The organism is Leifsonia sp. Ger2509, assembly GCF_055231915.1.
The window spans coordinates 625,428-650,824 of record NZ_JBUYVB010000003.1; the positions used below are offsets into that span (position 1 = coordinate 625,428).

The following is a 25,397-nucleotide window of genomic DNA, read 5'->3' on the forward strand; positions in this document are numbered from 1 at the left end:
ACTAGTGTGCGCCGCATGGACGCTTCATCGCGAACCATCAAAGCGGCACTCCTCTACGAGGACGGCCAGACCCTCGACAGTGTCGTCCTCGTGCCTCTGATCGGCGGATGCCCGCCCGGGCAGATCCGCGTCACGACCACCTTCTGCGGCGCGCTCGCCTACGACGTCTACGAACTCGAGGACGACTCGGACTACTCGCTCATGCCCGCGTACCCGTACCTGGCGACGATCCCGATGACCACGGAGGACGTGCGGCAGGACGCCGCGACCTGACCTACCGTTTGGCGTGCGTCCACTCGAGCAGCCGGTCGGCGCTCCAGGTCGTGATGATCCGCTCGGCGGGGACTCCGTTGGCGGCTGCGCGTTCGGCGCCGTACGCAAGGAAGTCGAGTTGCCCGGGCGCGTGCGCGTCGCTGTCGATGCTGAACAGGCAGCCCGCATCGAGCGCGAGCTGAATGAGGTCGTCGGGCGGATCCTGCCGCTCTGGCCGCGAGTTGATCTCGACGGCGACATCGTTCTCGGCGCACGCGGCGAACACCCGTGCCGCGTCGAAGTCGGACGGCGGCCGTGGGGCGCGCGAACCCGAGACCAGGCGACCGGTGCAGTGCCCGAGGACGTTCGTGTGCCGGTCGCGGATGCCGCCGAGCATCCGCTGCGTCATCACGATCGAGTCGGACCGCAGCTTCGAATGCACGCTGGCGACCACCACATCCAGCCGGCCGAGCATCTCAGCCTCCTGATCGAGTTCTCCGCTCTCGAGGATGTCGACCTCGATGCCGCTCAGGAGCCTGACGCCGCCGGCCGTGCTGATGTCCGCGACGACGTCGAGCTGCTCGGCGAGACGCTCGGCGGTCAGTCCGCTCGCCACCGTCAGGGTGGGCGAATGATCGGTGAGTGCAAGGTAGTCGCGGCCGAGGAAGCGCGCTCCGTCGACCATGAGCTCGATCGACGTCGTACCGTCCGACCAGTCGCTGTGGCTGTGCAGGTCGCCCTTCAGGGCGGCGCGTAGTTCGGCCCCGCCGGATGCGAGGGGATGCGCGTTGCGCTCGCGCAGGCTCTGCAGACGCTCCGGAACCGCACCATCCACCGCCTGGCTGACGACCATGAACGTGGCGTCACCGATCCCCTTCATCGACTTCAGGCGGCCGTCGCGGGTTCGCGCGGTCACCTCGTCGGGCCCGAGCCCTGCAACGATCACCGCCGCTTTGCGGAACGCCTGGACCTTGAAGGTCGGGGCGAGTTCGCGTTCGAGCCAGAAGGCGATCTCGTTCAGTGCGTCGGCGGCGTCCACGCGTCCATCATGCCCGCATCCGCGCCGTCGAGCACAGGAAAAGTCATCTCGATCCTGGCGGATGACGTGACTTTTCCTGTGCTCGATTGATCGGGTGCCCGCGCGGAGCGCTTCCGCTGCCGGTCGGCGCGGGTCTAGCGTTGCCCCAGGGAGGGCGCCATGGTGCATACGGGCCTCATCGTTCTGCACGCGACGTTCGCGGTGGCCGGATTCGTCCTCGGGGCGCTGATGATGGCCACGCTCCCGGGGACCGCCCGCTCCCGCCGGTTCATCTCCTACTACGCGCTCATCGATGCTGCCATGGCGTGTCTCATCCTCGTGGTCGCACTCGACTGGGCGACGCTCGGGCCGACGAAACGCATCGCGTTCGGCATCCTGTCGCTGCTCGCCATCTACCTGATCATCCGGGTAGAGCAGGCGCGTCGCTCCCTGGTGCGCCAGCGGACCGGCTGGCGCACGGCCTTTCTCGGGCACGTCGGCTTCGTGCTGATCTCGTTGTTCGACGGCTTCTGCATCGTGACTGCGATCGACCTGCGGCTGCCGCCGGTCGTCATCGTCATCGTCGCCGTGCTCGGAGTCGCCGCGGGCATCTGGGTGATCCGGCGCCTGGTGCGGCGGGAACTCGTCCGCGAAGCCGCGAGCGCATGACTGTGTTCCGCGGCGCGCCCCAGCTTGACGAGGCCCGGGCCGCGTGATTGCATTACTTTCATTCCGACAACCGAAATCGTCCCCCAGAAGAGTGAAATGACCGAATTCCGCACTGCAGACCCCGAGTTTCCTTCGGAATCAGCAGGTGCTACAACCAGCGAGCTGACCCGAACCAGCTCGACGGATACCGCGGGTGGAGCCCAGGACTCCCGCACGGCACAGATCTCCCTGCGCAGACTCCGCAAGACCTTCGGCTCGATCACGGCCGTCGACGACGTCGACCTCGACGTGTACGACGGCGAGTTCTTCGCCATGCTCGGCCCGTCGGGCTCCGGCAAGACCACCGTGCTGCGCATGATCGCCGGCTTCGAGACCCCGACCTCGGGTTCGGTGCTCCTCGGCGGCACGGACGCCACGGCACTCCCCTCCTACCGTCGCGACGTCAATACGGTCTTCCAGGACTACGCGCTCTTCCCCCACATGACGGTCGCCAAGAACATCGAATACGGCCTCCTCGTCAACAAGGTGCCGAAGGCGGAACGCATCCGCCGCGTCGGCGAAGCACTCGAGATGGTCAGGCTCAGCGGCTTCGGCGACCGCAGACCCAACCAGCTCTCCGGCGGCCAGCGGCAGCGCGTGGCCCTCGCCCGCGCGCTCGTGAAACGCCCCCGCGTGCTGCTGCTCGACGAGCCGCTCGGCGCACTCGACCTCAAGCTGCGCGAGCAGATGCAGCTCGAGCTCAAAGCGATCCAGCGCGACATCGGGATCACCTTCGTCTTCGTCACCCACGACCAGGACGAAGCGCTCACCCTGTGCGACCGGCTCGCCGTCTTCAACAACGGGCGCATCGAGCAGCTGGGTGCCGCGCGCGACGTGTACGAGCATCCCGCCACGGCCTTCGTTGCGGGATTCGTCGGCTCGTCGAACTTCATCAACGCGGATGCTGCGCAGTCCGTCTTCGGGCTGACCGGCTCGTTCGCCGTCCGCCCCGAGAAGGTCGCGATCAGCTACCGCGGCGAACCCGTTCCGGCCGGCGCGATCCGCGCGGACGGGGTCGTCCGCGACGTCGTCTACGCCGGCTCGGTCACCCGCATCGTCACCGACGGGCCCGCCGGTCTCGCCCTCAGCGCGACGGTGCTGAACGCACACGGTGGACTCGACCCGCGTATCCAGCGCGGAAGCGACGTCACCGTCTCCTGGCCGGAAGCGGCCCTCCGCCGCATCGCGGACTGACCCCTCGAGCAGCACCCGCACGAACCCGAGAAAACCGACCCGAAACACGACCCGAGCACCACCGCACCCCACAACAGCACACCCCACACCCCCCACAGCAGAAAACGAGAGGCACGTCATGAAAACGATGTTTCGCACCGCGAGCGCCGGAGCAGCAGTACTGCTCGCCGCAACGGTCCTCCTGTCCGGATGCTCCGCGGGCACGTCGACGACGACGGGCACCCGCGCGCAGCCGCCCAAGGAGAAGATGCAGTCGTCCGTCGGCACCGGCGAAGGACAGCTCAACCTGATCGCCTGGGCGGGCTACGCCGAGGACGGCTCCAACGACAAGACGGTCGACTGGGTCCACCCGTTCGAAGCGCAGACCGGCTGCCAGGTGCACACCACGTACGGCGCCACTTCCGACGACATGGTCCAGCTCATGCGCACCGGCCAGTACGACGGCGTCTCCGCCTCGGGTGACGCCACGCTGCGCCTGATCTACGCGGGCGACGTCGCCCCGGTCAACACGAAGCTCGTCCCCAACTACCAGACGATCTCGCCGTTCCTGAAGAACGGAAAATGGAACTCGGTCAACGGCCAGATGTACGGCATCCCCCACGGCTGGGGCGCCAACCTGCTGATGTACACGCCGTCCGTCGTGACGCCGGCCCCGACGTCCTGGTCCGCCGTGTTCGGCGACTCCAGCGCGTACAAGGGCAAGGTCACCGCGTACGACTCCCCAATCTACATCGCAGATGCGGCCCTCTACCTGAAGGCGACGAAACCGTCGCTGGGCATCACCGACCCGTACTCGCTCACCGCGAAGCAGCTCGCGGCGGCGGTCGCCGTGCTCAAGAACCAGAACCAGAACGTCGGGGAGTACTGGTCCGACTACACCAAGGAGGTCCAGGCCTTCGAGTCCGGAACGTCCGTCGTCGGCACCACCTGGCAGGTCATCGCGAACCTGATCAACTCCGACGCCAAGGTCAAGGTCGACACCGTCATTCCGAAGGAAGGCGCGACCGGCTGGTCGGACACCTGGATGGTCTCCACGAAGGCCAAGCACCCGAACTGCATGTACGAGTGGATGAACTGGATCACGTCGGCGAAGGTGAACGCCCAGGTCGCGGAATGGTTCGGTGAAGCACCCGCTCAGACCCTGGCCTGCACCGAGACGAGCGACCCGAACTTCTGCGCCACGTACCACGCCACCGACGCGGACTACGCGAAGAAGATCGCGTACTGGACGACCCCGACGAAGGACTGCGTCGACGGCAAGGGCACCGACTGCACCTCGTACACCGATTGGGTGAACGCGTGGCAGCAGATCAGGGGCTAGCCGCACGGCGGCCCAGCTACCTCTCCACGAGGCCCAGGGCACGGCTCGCGCTGCTTCTCAGCGTGCCGCTGCTCTGGCTCGTGGTGATGTACCTCGGGTCGATCGCCGTGATGCTGGTGTCGGCGTTCTGGACGGTCGACGACTTCACCGGCGCCGTCGTCCACACCTTCACCCTCGACAACATCACGCGGCTCTTCACCGACCCACTGTTCGGCGAGGTCGCGCTGCGCACCATCCTCGTCGCCGTCACCGTGACGGTCATCGATGTGGTGGTCGCCGTGCCGATGGCGCTGTTCATGAGCAAGGTGGCGTCGCCGCGGGGCCGCATCGCGCTGGTCGTCGCGGTGACCACACCGCTGTGGGCGAGCTACCTGGTGAAGGCGTACGCGTGGCGTATCCTGCTCGCCCCGAACGGACCGCTCGCGGCCGTGACCGGCGGGAACACCCCGGGCTACGGACTCACTGCGGTGATCATCACACTCGCCTACCTGTGGCTGCCGTACATGATCATCCCGGTGTACGCCGGGTTCGACCGGGTCTCCGACTCCCTGGTCGAGGCGAGCTTCGACCTTGGCGCGAGCACCTGGCGCACCATCCGGTCGGTCGCTCTGCCGCTCGTCTTCCCGGCGATCGCGGCAGGCTCGATCTTCACGTTCTCGCTGACGCTCGGCGACTACATCGCCGTCGGCATCGTCGGCGGCAAGACGCAGCTGCTGGCCAACCTGATCTACGGGCAGCTCGTGACAGCCAACAACCAGCCGTTCGCGGCCGCACTCTCGCTCATCCCGCTCGCCGCCATCGTGCTGTACCTCTTCGCGATGCGCCGCACGGGCGCCCTGGAGAACGTCTGATGAAACTGCCCCTCTCGCTGCGCGTCATCCTCACCATCTGCATGGTGATCGGGCTCGCGCTCCTCTACATCCCACTGGCGCTCATCGTGCTGAACTCCTTCAACAGCTCGCGGACGTTCGGGTTCCCGCCGACGTCGTTCACATTGGAATGGTGGCAGAGGGCAGCACAGAGCAGCGGTGCGCTGGCGGCGCTCGGCACCTCGGTGATCGCGGGGCTGTGCGCGATGCTCATCGCGCTCCTGCTCGGAACGATGGCCGCCTTCGCGGTGCAGCGCTTCGCGTTCTTCGGCAAGAGCACGATCAGTTTCCTTGTCGTGCTGCCGATCACCCTGCCCGGCATCGTCACAGGCATCGCGCTCAACGCGACGTTCGTGCAGGTGCTCGGCCCGTTCGGGGTGGCGCTCGGGCTCGCGACGGTCATCATCGGGCACGCGACGTTCTGCATCGTCATCGTCTACAACAACGTGCAGGCGAGGCTCCGCCGCGTGGGGACATCGCTCGAGGACGCATCGGCCGACCTCGGCGCATCCGGATGGCAGACCTTCTGGCGGGTGACGTTCCCCGGCGTGCGCGGCGCACTCATCGCCGGCGCGGTGCTGGCGTTCGCGCTGAGCTTCGACGAGATCGTCGTGACGACCTTCACGGCCGGCCCGGCCATCCAGACCCTGCCGCTGTGGATCTTCAGCAACCTGTTCCGCCCGAACCAGGCGCCGGTCGTGAACGTCGTCGCGGCCGTGCTGGTCGTCGTCGCGGTCATCCCCGTGTGGCTCGCGCAGCGATTCTCCGGCGACTCCGCGACCAGTCGCGTCTAGCGCCCGCACGGGTGCGGGCTAGGTCGCGAGGGCGCGGATACGTCACAATGAGCAGGTGTCCAAGAAGATCGATTCCACGCTCAAAGAGCTCCTCAAGGCGCTGAAGAAGCACGCCGAGGTGATGAGCGCCCCGCGCGTCCCCATCAAGCAGGCGCAGAAGGCGAGCGCCCGCGTCCAGTCGGCCGCCAATGCCTACACCGAAGCGGTGCACACCCGCACGGGGCAGCCGAGCCCCTTCGTCGACCTCATCGAGCCGGGACTCGACGACGACACGCTCCGCTCGCTGAAGAGCGAACGGGATGCGGTGCTCCGCCGCCACAACATCCCGGTCACCTGAGTCCGGTGTGATCCTGCGACATCACCCGATGCGGGTGATGCAGCGATGGCGTCCGCACGGTTACCGTCAATCGACTGGCGCTCCCGTCGGGTCCGCATCGTTCGAAAGGTCTACGCCGTGAATTTCTGGGACTTCGTATCGTTCTTCTTCTGGACGTTCGTCTTCATCGCCTACCTGATGATCCTGTTCTCGATCATCGGGGACCTCATGCGCGACCACAAACTCAACGGGTGGTGGAAGGCCGTCTGGGTCATCTTCCTTATTTTCCTGCCGTTCCTCACCGCGCTGGTCTACCTGATCGCACGGGGACGCGAGATGTCCGAACGCCAGCGCGCAGCCATGCAGGCGGCGCAGGCCGACACCAACTCGTACATCCGGAACGTCGCCGGGACCTCGTCGCCGGCCGATGACATCGCGAAGGCGAAAGCACTTCTCGACTCCGGCGCGCTCAGCCAGGCCGAATTCGACACGCTGAAGGCGAACGCGCTCGCCAAAAGCGCCTGACGCACGGGCCGCACACGCCTGAACAGGGTTCGCCCCGAGGAGATCACGCTCCTCGGGGCGAACCCTGTTGTGTGTGGCTCTGCGGTCAGGCCGCTGCGGGCAGCTCGACCGGCAGCGACGCGGCGACGACGAGCTCGCCGTCGCGCGCATCCACGTGCACCGTTCCTCCGTCGACCAGCTCACCGCTGACCAGCAGGTCGGCGATGCGGTCGTCGAGCTCGCGCTGGATGAGCCGTCGCAGCGGTCGTGCACCGTACTCGGGCTCGTACCCGTTGTCCGCGATCCACGCCACGGCGGCCTCCGTCGCCTCGAAGACGACGTCCCGCTGCTGGAGCCTGGCGGCCGTCGCTGCGAGCAGCAGGCGCACGATGTCGCGCAGCTGAGCCGTGTCCAGCTTGCGGAACAGCACGATTTCGTCGATCCGGTTCAGGAACTCGGGGCGCATGGCCTCGCGCAGCTTGCCCATGACCCGGTCGCGCAGATCCTTCTCGGAGGCGAACCCTGACGCGTCGGCGGATGCCCCCACCGGCACGAATCCGAGCGCGCCGCTCCTCGAGGCGAGGAACTCCGAACCGAGGTTCGATGTCATGATGACGACCGTGTTGCGGAAGTCGACCGTGCGGCCCTGGCCGTCGGTGAGACGACCGTCGTCGAGCACCTGCAGCAGCACGTTGAACACGTCCGGGTGCGCCTTCTCGATCTCGTCGAACAGCACGACCGAATACGGGTTGCGCCGCACGCGCTCGGTGAGCTGCCCGGCCTCGTCGTACCCGACGTATCCGGGAGGGGCGCCGACCAGGCGCGCGACGGTGTGCCGCTCGCCGAACTCGCTCATGTCGAAGCGCAGCATCGCCTTCTCGTCACCGAACAGCGACGCGGCGAGAGCCTTCGCGAGCTCGGTCTTGCCGACGCCCGTGGGCCCCAGGAAGAGGAAGCTGCCGACCGGGCGCCGCTGGTCGCCCATCCCGGTGCGGTTGCGCCGCACAGCCTTGGAGACCGCGACGACCGCGTCATCCTGACCGATCACGCGCTCGTGCAGCTCGGTCTCGAGCCGTGCGAGGCGCTCGCGGTCCGCGTCGCCGATGCGGCTGACCGGGATGCCGGTCGCCCGCGAGATCACGGCGGCGATCTCGGGCTCGTCGACGACCGCGTCCACCTGGGGCTGCGTGCTCATCGTGTCGAGCTCGGCCTGGACGGCCTCGATCTCGTCACGCAGCCGAGACGCATCCTCGTAGTGCTCCGCGGTGACGGCCGAGTTCTTCTCGGCCTCCAGGTTCGCGAGGCGCTCGAGCAGGGCGGATGCGTCGATCCGCTTGCCGAGCGACAGTCGCAGCCGAGCGCCGGCCTGGTCGATCAGGTCGATGGCCTTGTCCGGCAGGAACCGGTCGGACACGTAGCGCGCCGACAACTCGACGGCCGCACGGATGGCGTCGTCGGTGTAGCGCACACCATGGTGCTCCTCGTAGACCTTTCGCAGGCCGGCGAGGATGAGCACCGCGTCCTCGGTGCTGGGCTCGCCGACCGTCACCGGCTGGAATCGCCGCTCGAGCGCGGGATCCTTCTCGATGCGGCGGTACTCCTTGAGGGTGGTCGCGCCGACGAGATGCAGGTCGCCGCGGGCGAGGCGCGGCTTCAGGATGTTGCCAGCATCCATGCCGCCCCCGTCACCGGAGCCGCCTGCGCCGACGACGGTGTGCAGCTCGTCGATGAAGACGATCAGCTCATCGCGCCGGGCGCTGATCTCATCCATGAGCTTGGTGATCCGCTCCTCGAAGTCGCCGCGGTAACGGGTCCCCGCGACCATTCCGGGCAGGTCGAGCGCGATGACGCGCTTGCCCCGGAGCTGCTCGGGCACGGCGCCGTCGACGACGGCCTGGGCGAGTCCTTCCACGATCGCGGTCTTGCCGACGCCGGCTTCGCCGACGAGCACCGGGTTGTTCTTGGTGCGCCGGGAGAGGATCTCGACGGTCTGTTCGATCTCGTCGAGGCGGCCGATCACCGGGTCGAGCCCGCCGTCGCGCGCGAGCGCGGTCAGGTCGGTGCCGAACTGGTCGAGCATGGGTGTGTCCGACGCCCCAGCACCCTGGTCAGGTGCCGGCGAGCCGTCCGGGCCCACGTTCGTGGTCTGCCGCATGGCGGAGGTGAGCGCCTCTGGGGTCACACCAGCGGACTGGAGGACCTGCCCGGCGGGCGAATCCTGTACGAGCACGAGAGCGAAGAAGAGGTGCTCGGGGTCGATGTAGGTCGCACCGGATGCGCGGGCCACCTGGTACGCGTGGAAGAGCGCACGCTGGGCGGACGGCGTGATCGACGCGGAGTCCGCATCGACGATGCTGCCGCTCTGCGGGAGCCGCTGCTCAGCGGCGGCCGCGACCGTGGCAGGGTCGACACCGATCCGGCGCATCGCGTCGGCTGCGGGCCCCTGCTCGACCATGACCCGCAGGATGTGCAGGGAGTCGAGCTCCTGGTGGCCGTGTTCGAGCGCGAAGCGGCCGGCCTCGGCCAGGATCTCCTGGGTGCGGCGGCTGAGGAAGCGGCTGATGTCGATCGAGCGCGCCGAGCGGGCGCGCTCACCGGCGAGGTAACGCGCGAGGAACTCGTCGAACGAGTTGCCGCTGTCGCTCTCCGGCGTGAAGTTGTCGGGCACGAGGTCTCCTGTTTCTCTGAAGTTGAGTCGTGTTCACTCAACTTCAACAACAGGCCGTGGTCGTTATTCCCGGTGCCGACCGGTTCGCGCCTTGGGCTGAGCGCGCCGCTCGCATGGCCGCGACGCGCCCACAGAGGGGCCAGGTTCCGCTAGTGCGCGGAGCGGGCACCAGCGCCTGCTGTCCCCTCCGCGGCATCCGGCCGCCTCGCGCGGCATCCCGCCGTCTCGTGCGGCGATCAGCCGCCGGGGGCGCTCGTCGGCGGCCCGGACGGCTGGGCCGTCGGCGTGGGCTGCCCGGACGGCCCCGGTGTCGGGTTCTGGGCGCCGCTGCCGTTGCTCACCTCGATCGTGACCGTGTCGCCGCTGTTGACGCGGTTGCCTGCCGACGGGTTCGTCGAGTCGACCATTCCGGCCGGCTGCTGGCTGTTCACCTGGTTCGGGTCGATGGTGACGGTGAGGCCGAGGTTCTGCAGTTCGGACTGGGCTGTCTGCGGGGTCTGGCCGGACACATCCGGGATCGTGACGCGCGTGCCGTAGAGCTGCGCATCCGAGGGCTGTGCGAACGGCGCGCCGCCGTACGTCGAGTCGATCGCCTGGAGGATGGGACGCGCGATGTGGAACTTGACGTCACCACCGCCGACGCCGTTGAACGCCAGGCTGCGCAGCGGGGTCGCACCAGAGACGTTGCCGACCCACGTCGCGGTGGACACCTTGCTCGTCGAGGTCACGAGCCAGTTCTGCAGCGAGTTGTCGGTCGTTCCCGTCTTTCCCATGATCGGCACGCCGTCGTACGGGTTCGCACTCGCGGCCGTCCCGCCGCCCTGCAGCACCCCCTGGAGCGCGTAGGCCACCCCCGCCGCGATGTTCGGCGCGATGCCCTGCGTGCACTTCGACGGCGTCACCGGCCGGACGGTACCGTCGGCGTTGATGACGCGGTCGATCGCAACCGGCGTGCAGACGACACCGCCGTTCGCGATGCCGGCGTAGGCGGTCGCCATCGTCAGCGGCGACAGGTAGTTGGTTCCGAGGATCATCGACGGGTACGAGTTCAGCGGGTTGCCCGCGGAGGCCGGATGCACCTCCAGCCCCTTCGCCGCGTTCAGGATTGAGCACAGGTCGATTTTGGTGCCCATCATCGCGAACGCCGTGTTGACCGACTGCGCCGTCGCGGACATGACGGACAGGTAGCCGCCCGACCCTTCATCGTTCGACACCTGCCAGTCCGGCCCGGAGATGTCGGCGCAGGTGTTGGTGAAGTCCGAGGTCGGGAAGTCGTGCTGCGTCGCATCGATCGTGTCGTAGAGGCTGTGCCCGGCCTCGAGCCACGCCGCCAGGTCGAACGCTTTGAAGGTCGACCCGGTCTGGAACCCCTGCGACCCTCCGTACGCCTCGTCGGTGTTGTAGTTGACCGCCGTCGTTCCGGCGACGGCCTGGTCCGTGTTGTTGAAGGCGCGGTTCTCCACCATCGTGATGATGCGGCCGGTGCCGGTCTCGGTCGAGACGTTCGACGCCCCCAGGTCGATGCCGTTCGCGGACGCCGGAATGTACGAGCTCAGCGACTGCTGGGCGACCGCCTGAAGGTCGAGGTTCAAAGTGGTGTAGATCTTCAGCCCGCCGCGGTTGAGCGTCGCCCAGCGGTCGGACGACGTCGCGCCGAACGCAGGGTCGTTGAGGACGACGTCGCGCACGTAGTCGCAGAAGAAGGCAGCGTTGAAGCGGACCGCGGTCGCGCATCCCGACGTGGTCGGCGTGATCGTAGGCTTGACGGGCGTCGCTTTTGCGGCGGCGCGCTGGGCCGCCGTGATCTTGTGGTTCACGTACATCCGGTCGATCACGTAGTCGCGACGTTCCTTGGTCAGCTTGTAGCCGTTCGCTGCACCGTTGTCCGCGTTCTTCGGCTGGTCGATGCGCAGATTCGCCGGATTGTTCAGGATGGCCACAAGGGTCGCCGCCTGCACGAGGTTCAGCTGGGAGGCAGTGGTGCCGAAGTAGTAGTGGGCGGCGGACTCGATCCCGTAGACCTGGCCGCCGAACCCGACGACGTTGAGGTAGCCCATCAGGATCTGGTTCTTGCTGTACTCCTTCTCGAGTCCGACCGCGTAGCGCATCTCCTGCAGTTTGCGCGACAGGGTGACGCCCGCCGCGTTCTGGTAGCAGGCCTGGATCGCCTTCACGTCCGTGAGCGCGTCGCACTGCTGCACTTCGACGTTCTTCACGTACTGCTGGGTGATGGACGACCCGCCCTGCACCGAACCGCCGCTGACCGTCGAGAGCGCGCCGCGCACGGTGCCGAGGATGTCGACCGCGCCCTCCGAATAGAAGCGCGGGTCCTCGGCGGCGACCGTCGCATCCTTCACCGTCTGGGCGACCGCGTTCCACCCGACGTTCACGCGGTCCTGGGCGTAGAACGATGCGATGGGGACCTCGACTCCGCCCTTCTTGGCGTAGATCGCGGAGTCCTGGGCGAAGGGGGTGATCTTCAACTCTGACGGGAGCTGGTTGAACCCGTTGATCCCGGCCGACGCCGCCGCCCCGATTCCCAGGAAGCCGGGGAGGACGACGGCCGCGACCAGGACCGCCGCCATGAGGCAGGCGACAACGATCTGCGCATACAGGCCGAGTCTGGTGCTGGCCGGGGTGATCTCGTAGCGCCGCAGAGGCTCGAGCCGTCTCGAGAGGTCGGCCATGCGGTCACGACGGAAGGAGAGCGGGGAGGTGTCCACGCTCCCACAGTCCCACCGGTTTCCTTGTGTTTGCCTGACGCCGACGTGGGAAACCTGTAGAGATTTTCATGGACCGTCGGCCGGTCGTTCACCTATTTCACGGCGACGATGTCTATGGGGCGGATGTCCGCATCCTTCGCCAGCAGATCCGGCGCGACCTGCCCGAGGGCCTTCGGGATCTCCCCGTTCAGGTGCGCCTGGCGGCCCTCCTCGGTCTCGAACGTGTCGAAGATGCCGTAGGTCGTCTCGCTGACCTTGAAGGCGTACCAGGTGATGGTCCCGTCCTCCGCTTCGGCTATCGCCCTGCCACCTTCGAGGAAGGCGCCGAGCTCCGCGCCTTTTCCGTCCTTCGCCTCGAGCAGTGCGAGGATTCCCAGTTTCACAGTCATCACGGTTCTCCTATCGGGCTTCCGCCTCTGAATGTACGCCGCCGGCGGCGACGGTCCGCGGGCTCGCAACAATGTCTCAGGCGGCCCACCGGACCGTTCCTCGGCGTAGCCTTGGAGTGCTGAACGCGGCGCCGTGATCCTTGCCGGTGACCTGCTGCGCGCCCACAAGAACAGGACTGCACCACGATGACACTTGCCGACCCGACGACGCGGGCGCTGACGACGGAGGATGTCGACCGCCTCCGTCCCGACTTCCCGATCCTGCAGGAGCGGGTGAACGGGCATCCGCTCGTCTACCTCGACTCGGGCGCGACCTCCCAGCGCCCCCGCGCGGTGATCGACGCCGAGGTGGAGTTCGCCGAGCACCACAATTCGGCCGTGCACCGGGGTGCGCACACGCTCGCAGCGGAAGCGACCGAGCTGTTCGAGGATGCGCGGACCACCGTCGCGTCCTTCGTCGGAGCCGGCCACGACGAGATCGTCTGGACGTCGAACGCTACCGAAGCGCTGAACCTGGTCGCCTACGCGATGTCGAACGCGACGGCCGGCCGGGGCGGCGAGGCCGCATACCGTTTCCGGTTGGGCGACGGCGACGAGATCGTCGTGACGGAGATGGAGCACCACGCCAACCTGATCCCCTGGCAGGAACTGGCGGCGCGCACGGGCGCATCCCTTCGGGTCATCCCGATCACCGACGACGGCGCGCTGGACCTCGACGAGGCCGGCCGCGTCATCGGCGACCGCACGCGGCTCGTCTGCTTCACCCACGTCTCGAACGTGCTGGGCACAGTGAACCCCGTCGAGAAGCTGACGGCACTCGCCCACGCCGCCGGCGCACTCGCGGTTCTGGATGCGTGCCAGTCCGCGCCGCACCGCCCCCTCGACCTCCACGCGCTCGGTGTCGATTTCGCGGCGTTCTCCGGACACAAGATGCTCGGCCCCACCGGCGTCGGCGTGCTCTACGGCCGGGCGGAACTCCTCGACGCCCTCCCCCCGTTCCTGACCGGGGGCTCGATGATCAGCACGGTCACGCTCGACCACGCAGAATACCTCCCCGCCCCGCAGCGCTTCGAAGCCGGGACGCAGCGGGTGTCGCAGGCGATCGGTCTGGCTGCTGCCGTCCGGTACCTCGACGACGTCGGCCTCGACCGAGTGCACGACTGGGAGACCTCCCTCGGCCAGCGGCTCGTCGCCGGCCTCGCCGGCATCCCGGGCATCCGGGTACTCGGTCCGGCAGTCGGCGAGGACCGGGCCGGCCTCGCCAGCTTCGACGTCGACGGCGTCCACGCGCACGACGTCGGCCAGTATCTCGACGAACTCGGGATCGCGGTGCGGGTCGGCCACCACTGCGCCCAGCCGCTGCACCGGCGATTCGGCATCACGGCGACCACCCGCGCGAGCACCTACCTGTACTCGACACCCGACGAGGTCGACATCTTCCTGAACGCCGTCGCCGACGTCCGGCCGTTCTTCGGGGTCGGCCGATGAGCGATCACGGCGCGGAGGGCATGCCGCTGCGCGACCTCTACCAGGAAGTGATCATGGATCACGCCCGCAAGCCCCACGGCTACGGGCTCGCCGACCCGTCGAGCGCCGAGTCCCACCAGGTCAACCCGACGTGCGGCGACGAGGTCACGGTGCGCGTGCTCACGGATGCGTCGAGCGGGAGCGTGGTCGGCCTGAGCTGGGAGGGCCACGGCTGCGCGATCTCGCAGGCGTCCGCATCCCTGCTGTTCGACCTCGTGCACGACCTCGACCGCGGCGAAGTGAAGGCACGGATCGACGCGTTCCGCACGATGATGCAGTCGAAAGGGACGAGCGAGGGCGACGAAGACCTCCTCGGCGACGCGGTGGTGCTGGCCGGGGCGTCCCGCTACATCGCGCGGATCAAGTGCGCGATGCTCCCCTGGGTCGCCCTCGAGGACGCCCTCACCCGCGCATAACGCACGGCGAGCACAGGAAAAAGCATCCCATCGTCGCGATTCGGGATGCTTTTTCCTGTACTCGCGGGTCGCGGCTGCGCGGGCCGAGCGCCGGGTGCGGCAGTGCCCGCTCAGCCGCCGATGGCGCCCATGCTGCGCTCAGGGGGGATGAAGTCGGCCGCGTTGATGCCGTGGCCGGCCCACTTGCCCCACATCGCGGCGCGCCACCACTGGGCGATCTCGTCGTCGGGCGCGGTTCCGCGCAGCAGGGGGCGCAGGTCCGTCTCCTCGTCGCTGAACAGGCACGAGCGGACCGTGCCTTCCGCCGTGATCCTTGTGCGGTCACACGCCTCGCAGAACGGGCGTGTCACCGAGGCGATGATCCCGACCGTGTGGGGACCGCCGTCCACCGACCATTCCTCGGCCGGGGCCGACGGGTCGTCGCGCCCGATCTCGGTCAGGTCGAACCGCTCGCCGAGTTTGTCGAGGAGCTCGGCCGCCGTGACGAGGTTGTCGCGGGTCCAGGTGTGGTCGGCGTCGAGCGGCATCTGCTCGATGAACCGCAGCCGGCAGCCGTTCGCGATGGCCCACTGCAGCAGGTCGGGCGCGTCGTCGAGGGTCGACCGCATCATCACCGCGTTGAGCTTGAGCGGAGCCAGGCCCGCTGCGTGCGCCGCGCGGATGCCCGCGAAGACCGAATCGAGCCGGTCGCGCCGGGTGAGTTCAGCGAAATGCCTGCGGTCGACCGTGTCGAGGGAGATGTTGATCCGCGTGAGCCCTGCCGCGACGAGGCGCGCCACCCGGTGCTCGAGGCCGACAGCATTGGTCGTGATCGACAGGTCGATCCCGGGAGCGACGGCCGCGCTCCGCGCGATGATCTCTTCGAGATCGGCTCGCATCAGCGGCTCGCCTCCGGTGAACCGCACTTCGCGGATGCCGAGCTCGCGCACACCGATGGCGACGAGCCGCGCGATCTCGGCCGGGGTGAGGAGGTCTTCGCGCGCGATCGGGGGCAGCCCGGCCTCCGGCATGCAGTAGGTGCAGCGGAGCGAGCACTTCTCGGTGACGGAGATGCGCAGGTCGTGGGCGACGCGACCGAAACGGTCGACGAGGCCGGGAACGTCCGGTCGATCCGCAAGGCTCGGCATCTGCGCCGGGTCGCGCCGCACCCGGGGAATGCCAACGCTGACCAGGCTCATGATGTCACTGTACGTCTTCGGCGGCGAAGCGCCCAAAACACTGATCAGGTCCACAGGGCGACGTGGCGCCGGCGGACCGGCTCACCCTGTCTTCGCCTCATCTCGCTTGCGTCCGGCCACCTCGGTCGGGATGCCCTTGGACAGCAGCAGGGAGAGCAACGTGATCGCGATCAGGCCGAAGAACGCGACACCGAGCGACGAGAGCTGAGAGTCGGTGTAGATGCTCGCGAGCTGGTCCGACTGGTCGGAGGTCAGGCCGTTCTCCTTGCCGATCTCGGTGACTGTCGCCGCCGGGACGATCGCGACGCCGCCCTGCGTCTGCTCGCTGATCGTGGACTTGACGTCGTCCGGCAGGGAGCTCGCGGCGACCCCCGACGCGAACGACGTCGTCAGGGCCCCGATGAGGATGGACCCGATCAGAGCGGTTCCGAGCGACGAACCGAGGTTCTGGAACACGCCCTGCAGGCCGCCGACCTCGCTCGTCTCCTTCTCCGACACGCTCGACATGTTGACCGCGCCGAGCTGGGAGGCCAGCAGGCCGAGCGCGGCGCCGGCCAGGAACATGCCGATACCGAACAGGAGGCTCTGAAGGTCGGGCGAGACGGCAGCGAGCAGCAGGATGGCGCTGCCGACGAGGATCCACTGCCCGACCCGCACGATCCGCCGGGGCGACCAGATACGGGACAGCCGCGTGCCGATGATCGAGAACAGGATGAGCGAGATCGAGAGCGGGAAGATCCGGATGCCCGTCTGCAGCGCATCCAGCCCCAGCGTCATCTGGAGGTACACCGGAACCATGAAGAACAGGCCGGCCGTGACCGCGTACTGGGCGCCCAGGACGCTCAGCCCGCTGCGCAACTGGCGGATGTCGAAGAGACTCACGTGCACCAGCGGCGGGCGCCCCGTCGCGACGAGCCGGCGCTGCCTGGCGAGGAACGCCCACAGCAGGACCCCGCCCAGGAGGATCAGCCAGGCGGAGAGCGAGATCCCGAACGGCGCGATCGGCACCCCGTTGATCTCCGGGGACGCGAGCGGGGTGACCCAGCCCCAGGTCTTGCTCTGCAGCATCCCGAGCACCACGAACACGAGGCCGGCGGCCGAGAGCAGCACGCTCCAGACGTCGATGCGCTCGGCGCGACGCCCCGCCCTGTCGACGATGACGCGCGCGAACAGCACGACGATCGCCATGATCACGACCTCAGCGACGAAGACGTACCGCCAGCTGAGGTAGGTGGTGACGAAGCCGCCGATCAGCGGTCCGGCGGCGACGGCGGCGCCCGACGTGGCGCCGATGATCGCGTACGCCGTGATCCGGTCGTGCCCGGTGTAGTTGTCTGCCACGAGGGCGGCGATCGCCGGGATCACGAGCACAGCGCCCAGGCCCTCGACGACCGACCAGCCGATGAACAGCACAACGATGTTCGGAGCGATCGCCGTGGTCAGCGACCCGAGCGCGTAGACGATCGAGCCGATCACGAACGCGCGCCTTCGGCCCCACAGGTCGCCCAGCTTCGCCCCCAGCAGCATCACCGAGGCCATCGTCAGCGTGTAGAAGGTGATGGCCGCCTGCATCGCCGACACGGTCGTATTGAGATCCGCCACGACGGTCGAGATCGAGACGTTCATGACGGTCCCGTCGAGGACCATCACGAACTGTGCGGCACCGAGGATGATGACGACCGACCACTTCTTCATTTTCTGCCCCGCTTCTGCAGCCGTAGAGATCGTGCCGTGCGGCCGGCAGGAGCCGGTGTCAGCCCAGTATCTTCCCCGCCGCGGACGGAGCGCAACGAACACGTGAGGGCGAGTCGCGCCGAGTGTCGATTCTCACCGACCGTCCGGCGCGGGCGCATGAAACGGCATCGGATCGCGGACTGCCGTCATGTCGGTCGTGTTCATGACGACCGCGGCCTGCGCCTGGCGCGCGAACGCGGGAGAGAACGGCTTCGCGGCGATAGCGAGCAGGCGGAGCAGTCCGAGCGGGATGTGCTGGATGCGGGCGGGCGACGGTGACGCCGCGATCGCCTCTTCCGCGAGTTCCGTGAAGGTGCGGGTCCGCCCGCTCGTCAGATCGAGTTCGGTGTTCCGCGGCGACTGCGTGCAGACCGCCGCCACGATCACGTCGGCCACGACTGCGACGCTGACGAAATCGATGGGGTTCACTCCCCTGCCGAAGACGATGGCCCGGTGCCGGTCGTCGATCCGGGCCCCGATGATCCCGGTCCACGTTTCGAGGAACGGCGTCGGACGGATGATCGTCCACGCGAGTCCGCTCGCCTTGAGCGCGGTTTCGGCGGCGGATTTCGCCCTGTGAAGGCTCATCGGATGCCCCGGTGCCGCACCGTAGGCCGAGACCAGGACGACGTGGCGGACACCGCTCGTCGCGGCACGGCCGATCGCGGCGATGTTCGCGTCACGGTCGATGGTTTCGGGGCTGATGCCGCGCGGACCGACGAACCCGTGCGCCGCGAGGACCACGACGTCGCAGCCCGACATCGCACGTTCGACAGCCTCGGCGTCGCGAAGATCAGCGACTGCGACCTCGACGTCGGAGTCCCGGATGCGGGACGGATCCCGCGTGAGCGCCCGGACCTGCTCGCCTCGGGCCACCAGTTGGGCGACGAGAGCGCGCCCGAGAGTTCCGCTCGCGCCGACGACGAGGATCATGGTCGCGCGCTGGGACCACCGGCGCCGGTCGCGCGCGCGATCGCCGCGTCGACCCCGGTGCCGGATTCGATGACCGGCTCGAGATAGAACCGCGCGCTCACGATGACCTCGGCGTGCACCGTGAAGACGATCACGCCGCGCATCAGGTGGGCGGACCCGTCGGGGCGGGTGCCGGACATCTCCCATTCGCTCCACACGGTCGGGCCGTCGACCGCGGTGGCAAGCAGGTGCGACTGCAGGTCGGGCATCGCGGAGAACAGGGTCGACCAATTCCGTTCGACCTGGGCCGAACCGATGAAGCCCTGCCCAGGATGCGCGGGCGTCACGTTCACATAATCGTCGGCGAAACAGGCCGTCAGCCCCGCGAGATCGTGGGCGTTCGTCGCCACCTCGAGCCGACGGATGACCGCTTGCGGGTCGTTCGAACCTCGCATGGGAGGCCTCGATTCCATTATTAGTGGCTAGATTCAATACGGTAGCATAGAATGAATCTCATGTCCACGGAATCGAAGCGTCGGCCTTACGACTCCCGCGCGCGCAAGGCGCAGGCGAACCGCAATCGCGCAGCCATCCTCCACTCCGCCAGGGAACGGTTCCTCGCCGACGGGTACGCGGCGACGACCATAGCGGCGATCGCCGACGACGCCCAACTGTCGATCGACACCGTCTACAAGACCTTCGGAGGCAAGGGCGGCCTGGTCAGAACGATCTACGAAGAGAGCCTCCTGGGCAGCGGACCGACCGCTGCCCCGCTGCGCTCCGACGAACTGCAGAACAGCGAGGTCGATGCGCGAACGATCGTCCGCGGCTGGGGCACGCTGACCGCCGAGGTCGCTCCGCTGGTCGCGCCCATCCATCTGCTGGTCAGGGATGCCGCAGCCGCAGATCCCGAAATGGCCGCCCTGCTGCGCGACAGCGACGACAGCCGGCGCGCTCGCATGCGGCACAACGCGCAGCGGCTGGCAGGCCGAGCAACACTCCGGCGCGGCGTCACGGTCGACGAGGCCGCCGACGTCATGTGGGCATTCAGTTCGCCGGAGCTGTTCGACCTCCTCGTTCTGCGTTCCGGGTGGTCACCCGAACGTTTCGGCCGGTACGTCGCCGATTCCCTCGAATCAGCGCTCCTGGAGTGACGAGGGTCGGTCACTCGCCTGCTGTCCGCGGCGCGAAGGCCGCTCGGAAGATCGACCGGGCGTGCGCGGCGGCGGCGGGTCGTTCATCCGCCGGCGTCCGTGCCAGCAGGAAGGCGAGCATCGTGAAGGCGAGCATGACGTCGGCGCTCGTCACGTGCGTGCCGATCCGACCGGCAGCGCTGTCACGCACGAGGATCGTCTCGACGACCGCGTTCACGCGCTCGCCCAGATGGTCGGACCGGGGATCCCCGCCACCCGACGAGACCACCTCGATGAGCGCTGTGGAACCGAGCGCCTGCTGGGCGACAGCGTCGAAGAGGTCACTGAGCGTCACATCCTCGGTGGCCGCCAGCGCCTCGAGCTCAGTGATGTTGTCGTCGAAGACGGCCACCGCGAGGGCGATCCGGTCGGGGAAATGGCGGTACAGGCTCCCCTGCCCGACGCCCGCCCGGCGTGCCACCGCACTCAGCGGGGCGCTGTAGCCGGACTCCGCGAAGACCTCGCGGGCGGCGACGATGAGCGCATGCCTGTTCGCGGGGCCCGCACTGGGGCCGCGGTTCGTTTTCGTCTTCTCCGGCACGGGTGTAGCGTACTACCGGACAACGTTGTCCGGTTGAGCGCCCGACGACGCTCCCCACATATCAGGAGGAACAACCCCATGGCAAAGAAAACCCAGCTCACCGGCGACTCGTCGATCGGAACCTGGCTCGACGACCCGATCGGCGGCCCGATCATCACCGAGCTGCTCGCGCAGTCCGGCCAGGACGCTTCGGTGATGAAGCCCGTCCGCCGCCTGGCGCTGAAGCGGCTGATCAAGCTCAGCCAGGGCGCCTTCACGGCCGAGATGGTCGATGATCTCGTCCAGCGCGCCGCCGCCGCATCCGCGTCCGGGGCCGAGTCCGCCGGTGCGGACGACGCCGATGACGAAACCGACGCAGAGCCGGCCGCGCCGGTGGCCGAGACCCCGGTCTGGGTCGAGAAGCCGACGGAAGGTCGCTTCAGTGGCAAGACCGTCATCGTGACCGGGGCGGGCTCCGGCATCGGCCGGGCCACCGCATCCCGAATCGCCCGCGAGGGAGGCCGCGTCATCGCGGTCGACATCTCGCAGGAGCGTCTCGACGCCTTCGTCGCCGAGCTCCCTGCCGCGCAGATCATCCCCGTTGCCGGCGACATCACCGACGACGCCGCGATCGCCTCGATCGTCGCCGCAGCGGGCGAAACGATCGACGGTCTCGCCAACGTCGCCGGGATCATGGACGACATGACCCCCGTGCACGAGGTCGGAGACGACGTGTGGCGCCGGGTCTTCTCGATCAACGTCGAGGGAACGATGAAGCTGATGCGGGCTGTCGTCCCCACGATGCTTGTCCAGGCCTACGGATCGATCGTCAACATCGCCTCCGAGGCCGCCCTGCGCGGCTCGGCAGCTGGGGCGGCGTACACCGCCTCCAAGCACGCCGTCGCCGGCCTCACCAAGAGCAGCGCATTCATGTACGGGCCGAGCGGAATCCGCGTGAATGCGGTCGCCCCAGGGCCGACCATCACCAACATCGAGGCGCGCTTCGCCTCAGCGCTCGGGGCCGAGCGCGTCCAGCTCGCGATGACGGTGCTGCCCGACCCGGTCGAGGCGGATGCGCTCGCAGCGTCGATCACGTTCCTCCTCAGCGACGACGGCGTGAACGTCAACGGCGTGATCCTGCCCTCCGACGGAGGCTGGTCCGCGGTCTGACCTCGCCCATCCGCAGAAAAGGGTCAGGAATGGCTGGTCGCGCCCAAGCGCACCAGCCGTTCCTGACCCATTCGGACCTCGGCCAGCACCCCCGCTAGCCGAGGAGCTTCGCTTTAGCGGCTGCGAACTCCTCGTCCGACAGGATGCCCTGCGAGTGCATTGAGGCGAGGTTCTGCAGCTGCGTCATCATGTCGTTCGCGGGCGGCGCCGCCGCAGCCGGAGGCGCGGCAGCGGCCATCTGCGCCTGCTGCGCCGCGACCGCCTGCTGGGCCGCAAGGTCCATCTGCGCTTGCTGCTGCTGCTGCTCGTAGGCCTGCGCCTCCGCCTGCTGCTGCTGCTGCGCGTTCTGCCGGTTGCGCATCCCGCCCGACACGGCTGTCGCCGTGCCCGCCACGACCGCCGTGGTGGCTGCCGCGCGCACCAGCCCGCCGCGCCCCATCCGTCGACCCAACATAGCTTTCTCCTTCAGTCGATCTATTCGGCGCTGCTCAGCGCTGCGATTTCGTTGACCACCGGGGCCGGGATGCGCTCCGTGCGAAGCACCGCTCCACCGGCGTTGAAAAGGGCTTCGGCGAAGTTGCGGGCCCAGAGGTGCTCGACGACCAGCAGCGCCGCCGACGTTCCAGGCTCCAGGTCATCGGCGAAATCGGCGACATCCTCTTCACCGGCGATGCCGATCTCGAGGAGCTCGAACTCGGGGAGTCCGTACTGATCGGCGACCTCGTCGATCTCGAGCACGACGACGTCGCCGGTCTCCTCCGACTTGGACACGAAGAGCAGGTCGAGCAACCGCACTGCTCCACTCTCGACGACGTCGACGATCGCGTTGACCACATCCGGTCCTGGCCGCTCGCCGTCGAATCCGATGAGGAAGATCTCCACCGGTCCGTATTCGAACTCAGCCATGATCCACTCCCCGACGCGTGATCCGGCCCTGAACTGCGATTGTCATGTGTCTTCCCTTCGTGTGGATGTTTCGTGGTCGGCGTCCGTGAGGTCGCGCGGGCGCGGGTTCACGGAGACGAGTTCGATGTTGAGGCTGGCCACGGTCTCGAGCAGGCCGTGGAGCCGCGCCTGGTCCGGGACGGTTCCGACCAGATGGGTGAAACCCTCGTCCACTTCTTTGACATGGAAACCAGGGAACGCACCGAGAACGGCCGGGCTGAGAGTCCCCCGGATCACGATCTCGTACGTTTCGTTCAGCACGACGCCCTCTTCCACCTGGCTCCGACCCTTCCCGTTCAGTGTCGACGAACCAGGACGCCGATGGCATCATCCGAGAAGGGTGATACCTCGGCTTCACCCCACTTCGGGTGTAGCCACCGACCCCATCTCCTGACACACTGAAGGAGATAGAGAGAGCTGGGTTATGGGTGCAAACCGCAGCGTTCCGCGTCACGCGATCGACAGGCCGACACTTCGGGGAGTGCTCGACGGGGTCCTGTCGCAGCCTCTGGCGCTCGTCGTAGCGCCTGCAGGGGCGGGCAAGACCGTCCTTCTCGAGCAGTGGGCGCAGGGCCACCCCGGCCGGCTCTTCATCTGGTTCGACGTCACTGCGGCCGACAACGATCCGGCTCATTTCGGGGGCCGACTGACCTCGGCTCTCTCCGCCGCCACCCCGGATCCCCTGGATGCGTCCGTCCCCGTGGCGATCACCGGAGGCCGCCTGGGTGAGGCCTTCCTCGAGCTCCTGCCCGCGCGTCTGGCCACGCTGCCCGAGACCGTCATCATCTTCGACGACGTGCACCACCTGACCAACCGGAGCCTGCTGGACGACCTCGAGCGGATCGTCGAGTTCTCACCCCCGAACATCCACACCGTCTTCTCCACCAGGGTCGACCTCCCCCTCGGCTGGAGCCGTCATCGCCTGAACGGCGACCTCGTCGAACTGCGCAGCGCCGACCTCGCTTTCGACGCCGCGGCGTCGAGCGAGCTTCTGGTGCGACTCTGCGGACGCCAGTTCGACAGCGAATCCGTCGACACCCTCGTCGCCCGCACCGAAGGCTGGGTGGCGGGCATCCAGCTGGCGGCGATGACGCTCAAAGGGCATGACGATCCCGAAGAGTTCATCAAGCAGTTCGGCGGGACGGACCGGATGATCGCCGACTATCTCACCGACGAAGTCCTGCAGGTGCAGCCCTCCCGCACGCGGACGAGCCTGCTGAGGGTGTCCGCCTTCGACGAGATGTCGGCCGAGCTGATCACCGAGGTCACCGGCGAGGACGGCGCACAGGCATGGCTCGAGTCCCTCGAACGCGAATCGATGTTCCTCGTCCCGCTGGACACCCGGCGCGAGTGGTTCCGTTTCCACAACCTGTTCCGCGACCTGCTCCGGTACCACCTGCGCGCGGAGGAGCCGGGTGCAGAAGCCACGCTCCTCGCGGGAACGGCCGACTGGTACCTGGCGCGCGGCGACGTACAGCGTTCGGTCGAATACCTTCTGCGGGCCCATGAGTGGGAGCGGGCGCTCATGATGGTGCGCACGCGCGGGGCGGAGATCTTCGAGCACGGCGAACTGGCCACCGTGAGCCGCTGGATGGCCGAGCTACCGGACTCGGTGGTGCACGACCGGCTCGACCTCCAATTGCTGCTCGGGGTGCTCCGCGGGCTCGGAGGGCAGACGGTCACCGCCGTTGAGTCGCTCCGCCGGGTGATCAACGACCCCGACGCGACCCTCGGCCAGCAACTCGTCGCGCACGCCGTGCTCGCAGGCCAGGCATGGTGGAGCCCGCACCCGGACGCATCGGTGGATGCGGCGATCCGCTCGCTGGATCTCCTCGAAGCGAACCCTGGGACGCGAACGCCCGACCTGCTGGGGATCACCGATCACGACTCGATGCTGACGATGACCCTGTTCTCGGGGGGCCGCGCCCATTTCCTCGCCGGCGACCTCGTCGAGGCCCGCAGCTGGCTCGAGCGCGCGACCCGTTCCGAAGGAGCAGGCTACGCACCGTGGCAGATCAGTTCGCTCGGTTCGCTCGCGCTCGTCGAGGCCTGGTGCGGGCGCACGGTCCGTGCGGAAGAACTCGCACAGGAAGCATTGGCCATCGCCAGGGAGGCGGACCTCGACGAGCATCCGTCGACCGCCGACGCGTACTTCGCCGAGTGCCTCGCCGCCATCGAGCGCTCTGAGCCGGAGCGAGCGGAGCTCAGCCTCGCCAAGGGCCTCACCCGCGCCGTGGCGAACAAGCGCACCCAGCTCATGTGGATCGCGCACCTCCTCCGGGCGATGCTGGGAGAGGCCGACACCGCGGCAGAACTGACGGGCGTGCCCGAGGGGCCGCCGCCGCCCGTGGTGCGCGATCGGTTGACCGCGGTGCGCCAGCGCGAACGCCGGCTGTCGGGGCGGGATGCGCTCCCGTGGTCGGCCGAATCGGACACCCAGGACACCCCGGCGACGCGCTTCGAACACACCGCCGCCGCGATGACGGCCCAGCAGCCGCAACGCGCGAGGGCTCTGCTCGAAGCCGGTCCGGAAACGCCGAGCGAGGAACCACTGGTCGTCGTCGAGCGGCTGATCCTGCGTGCCTGGCTCGCGGATGCGGAAGGTCGGCCGGCCGCGGCCGAACGCCGACTCGGAAAGGCGGTCGCGCTGGCGGAGGAGCATATCCTCGTCGACGTCTTCCTCCGCGGGGGTCCGCACGTTGTCGGCCAGCTCTCGCAGTTGCCGGGTGCACGCTCCGCGTTCGTGGAACGCGTGCTGGCCCGGGCGACCGAGTCCCTGGTGCCGGCCGCCGCATCCGCCCTCAGCGATCCGCTCACCGAGCGCGAGCTCGAGATCCTCGCCTGCCTGCCGAGCCGGTCGACCAACGGCGAGCTCGCAGAACGCTTCTACGTTTCGGTGAACACCATCAAGACGCACATGGTCCACATCTACCGCAAGCTCGACGTGCCGAACCGGAGCGCGGCGATCGTCCGGGCGCAGGAGCTCGGGCTGCTGCGCTGACAGCACTGGCGGCGACCCCCCGAGAGGTCGCCGCCAGGCGTGCGT

25 protein-coding genes are annotated in these 25,397 nt (G+C 68.2%); 13 read left to right on the plus strand and 12 right to left on the minus strand.

What is annotated here, in order from left to right; translation table 11 throughout:
- Positions 1-15: 15 nt before the first annotated feature.
- On the plus strand, positions 16-273 hold the full coding sequence (locus ACV7NN_RS03280; RefSeq protein WP_463348155.1) for a hypothetical protein: 258 nt from the start codon (positions 16-18) through the stop codon (positions 271-273).
- 1 nt (position 274) lies between these two features.
- On the opposite strand, the gene ACV7NN_RS03285 is transcribed toward ACV7NN_RS03280, so the two are convergent.
- The gene (locus tag ACV7NN_RS03285; protein WP_463348156.1) at positions 275-1,291 is read right to left on the minus strand and encodes a PHP domain-containing protein; all 1,017 of its coding nucleotides are present in this window, start codon (positions 1,289-1,291) and stop codon (positions 275-277) included.
- A gap of 159 nt (positions 1,292-1,450) precedes the next feature.
- Between ACV7NN_RS03285 and ACV7NN_RS03290 the strand changes: the two genes are divergently transcribed.
- The 7 genes from ACV7NN_RS03290 (at position 1,451) to ACV7NN_RS03320 (ending at position 6,997) form a co-directional block, all read left to right on the plus strand.
- Entirely contained in the window at positions 1,451-1,939 is a 489-nt protein-coding gene (locus ACV7NN_RS03290) for a hypothetical protein (protein WP_463348157.1), read from the plus strand.
- Positions 1,940-2,035: 96 nt separating this feature from the next.
- Complete coding sequence (locus ACV7NN_RS03295) at positions 2,036-3,172, plus strand: ABC transporter ATP-binding protein (RefSeq protein ID WP_463348158.1); 1,137 nt, start codon at positions 2,036-2,038, stop codon at positions 3,170-3,172.
- Positions 3,173-3,290: 118 nt separating this feature from the next.
- Positions 3,291-4,493: an ABC transporter substrate-binding protein gene (locus ACV7NN_RS03300; RefSeq protein ID WP_463348159.1), complete on the plus strand. Its 1,203-nt coding sequence runs from the start codon at positions 3,291-3,293 to the stop codon at positions 4,491-4,493.
- Positions 4,472-5,344, plus strand: coding sequence for an ABC transporter permease (locus ACV7NN_RS03305; protein WP_463348160.1), 873 nt, complete (start codon positions 4,472-4,474; stop codon positions 5,342-5,344). Before ACV7NN_RS03300 ends, ACV7NN_RS03305 begins: the two co-directional genes overlap by 22 nt.
- Entirely contained in the window at positions 5,344-6,156 is an 813-nt protein-coding gene (locus ACV7NN_RS03310; RefSeq protein ID WP_463348161.1) for an ABC transporter permease, read from the plus strand. Before ACV7NN_RS03305 ends, ACV7NN_RS03310 begins: the two co-directional genes overlap by 1 nt.
- 55 nt (positions 6,157-6,211) lie before the next feature.
- Complete coding sequence (locus tag ACV7NN_RS03315) at positions 6,212-6,493, plus strand: hypothetical protein (RefSeq protein WP_463348162.1); 282 nt, start codon at positions 6,212-6,214, stop codon at positions 6,491-6,493.
- A gap of 117 nt (positions 6,494-6,610) precedes the next feature.
- Positions 6,611-6,997, plus strand: a complete 387-nt coding sequence (locus ACV7NN_RS03320) for an SHOCT domain-containing protein (protein WP_463348163.1) — start codon at positions 6,611-6,613, stop codon at positions 6,995-6,997.
- An 85-nt stretch (positions 6,998-7,082) separates the two neighbouring features.
- Here ACV7NN_RS03320 and ACV7NN_RS03325 read toward each other — a convergent pair whose 3' ends face one another.
- From ACV7NN_RS03325 to ACV7NN_RS03335, 3 genes are all read right to left on the minus strand, one after another.
- On the minus strand, positions 7,083-9,644 hold the full coding sequence (locus tag ACV7NN_RS03325) for an ATP-dependent Clp protease ATP-binding subunit (RefSeq protein WP_463348164.1): 2,562 nt from the start codon (positions 9,642-9,644) through the stop codon (positions 7,083-7,085).
- Between the two features lie 236 nt (positions 9,645-9,880).
- Positions 9,881-12,367: a transglycosylase domain-containing protein gene (locus ACV7NN_RS03330; protein ID WP_463348165.1), complete on the minus strand. Its 2,487-nt coding sequence runs from the start codon at positions 12,365-12,367 to the stop codon at positions 9,881-9,883.
- A gap of 92 nt (positions 12,368-12,459) precedes the next feature.
- A complete protein-coding gene (locus tag ACV7NN_RS03335) occupies positions 12,460-12,756 on the minus strand; it encodes a putative quinol monooxygenase (RefSeq protein WP_463348166.1) in 297 nt (98 codons plus the stop codon).
- A 186-nt stretch (positions 12,757-12,942) separates the two neighbouring features.
- Here ACV7NN_RS03335 and ACV7NN_RS03340 point away from each other — a divergent pair, with 186 nt between their 5' ends.
- Both ACV7NN_RS03340 and sufU read left to right on the plus strand, forming a co-directional pair.
- The gene (locus tag ACV7NN_RS03340) at positions 12,943-14,244 is read left to right on the plus strand and encodes a SufS family cysteine desulfurase (RefSeq protein WP_463348167.1); all 1,302 of its coding nucleotides are present in this window, start codon (positions 12,943-12,945) and stop codon (positions 14,242-14,244) included.
- Positions 14,241-14,699, plus strand: coding sequence for a Fe-S cluster assembly sulfur transfer protein SufU (sufU, locus tag ACV7NN_RS03345; RefSeq protein ID WP_463348168.1), 459 nt, complete (start codon positions 14,241-14,243; stop codon positions 14,697-14,699). Before ACV7NN_RS03340 ends, sufU begins: the two co-directional genes overlap by 4 nt.
- 110 nt (positions 14,700-14,809) lie before the next feature.
- Here the strand turns inward: sufU and moaA are convergent, their stop codons facing one another.
- The 4 genes from moaA to ACV7NN_RS03365 all read right to left on the minus strand — a co-directional run bounded on the left by moaA (position 14,810) and on the right by ACV7NN_RS03365 (position 18,978).
- On the minus strand, positions 14,810-15,877 hold the full coding sequence (moaA, locus tag ACV7NN_RS03350) for a GTP 3',8-cyclase MoaA (RefSeq protein WP_463348169.1): 1,068 nt from the start codon (positions 15,875-15,877) through the stop codon (positions 14,810-14,812).
- An 81-nt stretch (positions 15,878-15,958) separates the two neighbouring features.
- Complete coding sequence (locus ACV7NN_RS03355) at positions 15,959-17,572, minus strand: MFS transporter (RefSeq protein ID WP_463348170.1); 1,614 nt, start codon at positions 17,570-17,572, stop codon at positions 15,959-15,961.
- A gap of 132 nt (positions 17,573-17,704) precedes the next feature.
- Positions 17,705-18,544, minus strand: a complete 840-nt coding sequence (locus ACV7NN_RS03360) for an SDR family oxidoreductase (protein ID WP_463348171.1) — start codon at positions 18,542-18,544, stop codon at positions 17,705-17,707.
- Positions 18,541-18,978: a nuclear transport factor 2 family protein gene (locus tag ACV7NN_RS03365; protein ID WP_463348172.1), complete on the minus strand. Its 438-nt coding sequence runs from the start codon at positions 18,976-18,978 to the stop codon at positions 18,541-18,543. Before ACV7NN_RS03365 ends, ACV7NN_RS03360 begins: the two co-directional genes overlap by 4 nt.
- 60 nt (positions 18,979-19,038) lie before the next feature.
- On the opposite strand from ACV7NN_RS03365, the gene ACV7NN_RS03370 reads away from it, so the two are divergent.
- Entirely contained in the window at positions 19,039-19,677 is a 639-nt protein-coding gene (locus ACV7NN_RS03370; protein WP_463348173.1) for a TetR family transcriptional regulator, read from the plus strand.
- A 10-nt stretch (positions 19,678-19,687) separates the two neighbouring features.
- Here ACV7NN_RS03370 and ACV7NN_RS03375 read toward each other — a convergent pair whose 3' ends face one another.
- Positions 19,688-20,257, minus strand: a complete 570-nt coding sequence (locus tag ACV7NN_RS03375; protein ID WP_463348174.1) for a TetR/AcrR family transcriptional regulator — start codon at positions 20,255-20,257, stop codon at positions 19,688-19,690.
- Between the two features lie 78 nt (positions 20,258-20,335).
- On the opposite strand from ACV7NN_RS03375, the gene ACV7NN_RS03380 reads away from it, so the two are divergent.
- Complete coding sequence (locus tag ACV7NN_RS03380; RefSeq protein ID WP_463348175.1) at positions 20,336-21,406, plus strand: SDR family NAD(P)-dependent oxidoreductase; 1,071 nt, start codon at positions 20,336-20,338, stop codon at positions 21,404-21,406.
- 94 nt (positions 21,407-21,500) lie between these two features.
- On the opposite strand, the gene ACV7NN_RS03385 is transcribed toward ACV7NN_RS03380, so the two are convergent.
- The 3 genes from ACV7NN_RS03385 to ACV7NN_RS03395 are packed head-to-tail and all read right to left on the minus strand — an operon-like array spanning position 21,501 to position 22,612.
- Positions 21,501-21,860, minus strand: a complete 360-nt coding sequence (locus tag ACV7NN_RS03385) for an SHOCT domain-containing protein (protein ID WP_463348176.1) — start codon at positions 21,858-21,860, stop codon at positions 21,501-21,503.
- Positions 21,861-21,880: 20 nt separating this feature from the next.
- The gene (locus ACV7NN_RS03390) at positions 21,881-22,312 is read right to left on the minus strand and encodes a DUF6325 family protein (RefSeq protein WP_463348177.1); all 432 of its coding nucleotides are present in this window, start codon (positions 22,310-22,312) and stop codon (positions 21,881-21,883) included.
- A gap of 42 nt (positions 22,313-22,354) precedes the next feature.
- Positions 22,355-22,612 (minus strand): hypothetical protein, encoded by a 258-nt coding sequence (locus ACV7NN_RS03395; protein ID WP_463348178.1) that lies wholly within the window; start codon positions 22,610-22,612, stop codon positions 22,355-22,357.
- 220 nt (positions 22,613-22,832) lie between these two features.
- On the opposite strand from ACV7NN_RS03395, the gene ACV7NN_RS03400 reads away from it, so the two are divergent.
- Positions 22,833-25,352, plus strand: coding sequence for a LuxR C-terminal-related transcriptional regulator (locus ACV7NN_RS03400; RefSeq protein WP_463348179.1), 2,520 nt, complete (start codon positions 22,833-22,835; stop codon positions 25,350-25,352).
- Positions 25,353-25,397: the final 45 nt, after the last annotated feature.

Excerpts from the sequence above, each read along its gene's own strand:
- ACV7NN_RS03280 (WP_463348155.1), top strand. The coding sequence starts at position 16 with ATGGACGCTTCATCGCGAACCATCAAAGCGGCACTCCTCTACGAGGAC.
- ACV7NN_RS03290 (WP_463348157.1), top strand. The coding sequence starts at position 1,451 with ATGGTGCATACGGGCCTCATCGTTCTGCACGCGACGTTCGCGGTGGCC.
- ACV7NN_RS03295 (WP_463348158.1), top strand. The coding sequence starts at position 2,036 with ATGACCGAATTCCGCACTGCAGACCCCGAGTTTCCTTCGGAATCAGCA.
- ACV7NN_RS03300 (WP_463348159.1), top strand. The coding sequence starts at position 3,291 with ATGAAAACGATGTTTCGCACCGCGAGCGCCGGAGCAGCAGTACTGCTC.
- ACV7NN_RS03310 (WP_463348161.1), top strand. The coding sequence starts at position 5,344 with ATGAAACTGCCCCTCTCGCTGCGCGTCATCCTCACCATCTGCATGGTG.
- ACV7NN_RS03335 (WP_463348166.1), bottom strand. The coding sequence starts at position 12,756 with ATGACTGTGAAACTGGGAATCCTCGCACTGCTCGAGGCGAAGGACGGA.
- ACV7NN_RS03340 (WP_463348167.1), top strand. The coding sequence starts at position 12,943 with ATGACACTTGCCGACCCGACGACGCGGGCGCTGACGACGGAGGATGTC.
- sufU (WP_463348168.1), top strand. The coding sequence starts at position 14,241 with ATGAGCGATCACGGCGCGGAGGGCATGCCGCTGCGCGACCTCTACCAG.
- moaA (WP_463348169.1), bottom strand. The coding sequence starts at position 15,877 with ATGAGCCTGGTCAGCGTTGGCATTCCCCGGGTGCGGCGCGACCCGGCG.
- ACV7NN_RS03355 (WP_463348170.1), bottom strand. The coding sequence starts at position 17,572 with ATGAAGAAGTGGTCGGTCGTCATCATCCTCGGTGCCGCACAGTTCGTG.
- ACV7NN_RS03360 (WP_463348171.1), bottom strand. The coding sequence starts at position 18,544 with ATGATCCTCGTCGTCGGCGCGAGCGGAACTCTCGGGCGCGCTCTCGTC.
- ACV7NN_RS03365 (WP_463348172.1), bottom strand. The coding sequence starts at position 18,978 with ATGCGAGGTTCGAACGACCCGCAAGCGGTCATCCGTCGGCTCGAGGTG.
- ACV7NN_RS03370 (WP_463348173.1), top strand. The coding sequence starts at position 19,039 with ATGTCCACGGAATCGAAGCGTCGGCCTTACGACTCCCGCGCGCGCAAG.
- ACV7NN_RS03380 (WP_463348175.1), top strand. The coding sequence starts at position 20,336 with ATGGCAAAGAAAACCCAGCTCACCGGCGACTCGTCGATCGGAACCTGG.
- ACV7NN_RS03385 (WP_463348176.1), bottom strand. The coding sequence starts at position 21,860 with ATGTTGGGTCGACGGATGGGGCGCGGCGGGCTGGTGCGCGCGGCAGCC.
- ACV7NN_RS03390 (WP_463348177.1), bottom strand. The coding sequence starts at position 22,312 with ATGGCTGAGTTCGAATACGGACCGGTGGAGATCTTCCTCATCGGATTC.